Here is a 1,086-nt window from a genome sequence, read left to right as displayed (position 1 = left end):
CGTCGGCTACGAAATGGCCCTGCTCGTCGACCGCGCAGGCGCCGTCCTCACCCCCGCACTTCGCGCGGAACTCCAGGGCAGTCTCCTGCACTGACGGTTCGTCGGATACCGTCCAGGTATTCGAAGTACCTCCGCGTCCGTCCCGGGCCCGCTTCGGCGGGCTCGGGTTCGGACGTTGTACGGCCTTCGCACCACCGGCTCCGGCTTCGTGCCAGAGCTCGCACCGCACCGCCGCACCTTGTGAGGAGAGGAACCGTGACACCGCCCGACGACCGTAGCGGCCAGTACGGCGTTCCGTACCCCGGCACAGGCCATGACGCCTTCGGAGCACCCGGCGTCGGCCACGGTCAGCCGTACGGCCGGCCGCAGCAGGGCCAGCAGTACGACCAGCACCAGTACGGCCAGCCGCAGCACCCGTACGGCCAGCAGCCGCAGCAGCAGTACGACCAGTACCAGCAGCAGCCCTCGTTCGGCGCGCAGCAGCCCGGCTACACGACGCCGGCGCCCGCACCCTCCTCCGCGCACGGCTTCCAGCCGGTCCAGGAACCCGGCCGGCCCGCCGAGGAGCCCGGGCACGTCGAGGAGTTCGAGGACGAGCAGGACTCCGGCCCGCTGATCCGGCCGTTCGCGATGACCGGTGGCCGCACCCGGCCGCGCTACGAGCTCGCGCTGGAGGCCCTCGTCTCCGCCGACGTCGACCCGCAGCGCCTGGCCACCCTGCTCCCCGAGCACCAGCGGATCTGCACCCTGTGCACGGAGGTCAAATCCGTCGCGGAGGTTTCGGCGCTGCTCTCCCTTCCTCTGGGAGTGGCCCGCATCCTCGTGGCCGACCTGGCCGAGGCCGGCCTGGTCGCCATCCACCAGCCCGCTTCCGGCGGCGAATCCGGAAACCAGCCCGACGTCACGCTGCTCGAAAGGGTCCTCAGTGGACTTCGCAAGCTCTAACGCGGCCGCCCCCACCCGCGCCACCACCTCCGCGAAGATCGTCGTCGCGGGCGGCTTCGGTGTCGGCAAGACCACGCTCGTCGGCGCCGTCTCCGAGATCAACCCCCTGCGCACCGAAGCCGTCATGACCTCGGCCTCCGC

Annotated in this window: 1 protein-coding gene and 2 pseudogenes; all 3 read left to right on the top strand. The window is 71.4% G+C overall.

Going from position 1 to position 1,086, the window contains the following annotated elements:
* A pseudogene (locus ABTY15_RS39735) lies at window positions 1–94 on the top strand (roadblock/LC7 domain-containing protein); the annotation flags it as partial.
* Between the two features lie 161 nt (window positions 95–255).
* Complete coding sequence (locus ABTY15_RS39730) at window positions 256–945, top strand: DUF742 domain-containing protein (RefSeq protein ID WP_350607716.1); 690 nt, start codon at window positions 256–258, stop codon at window positions 943–945.
* Window positions 926–1,086 (top strand): annotated as a pseudogene (locus tag ABTY15_RS39725) (ATP/GTP-binding protein); the annotation flags it as partial. The gene ABTY15_RS39730 and the pseudogene ABTY15_RS39725, both read left to right, overlap by 20 nt.

It is taken from the genome of Kitasatospora sp. NPDC097643 (genome assembly GCF_040302625.1).
GTDB lineage: Bacteria > Actinomycetota > Actinomycetes > Streptomycetales > Streptomycetaceae > Kitasatospora.
Note: the sequence above shows the minus strand (reverse complement) of the source record. Positions and strands in the feature narration are given on the sequence as shown.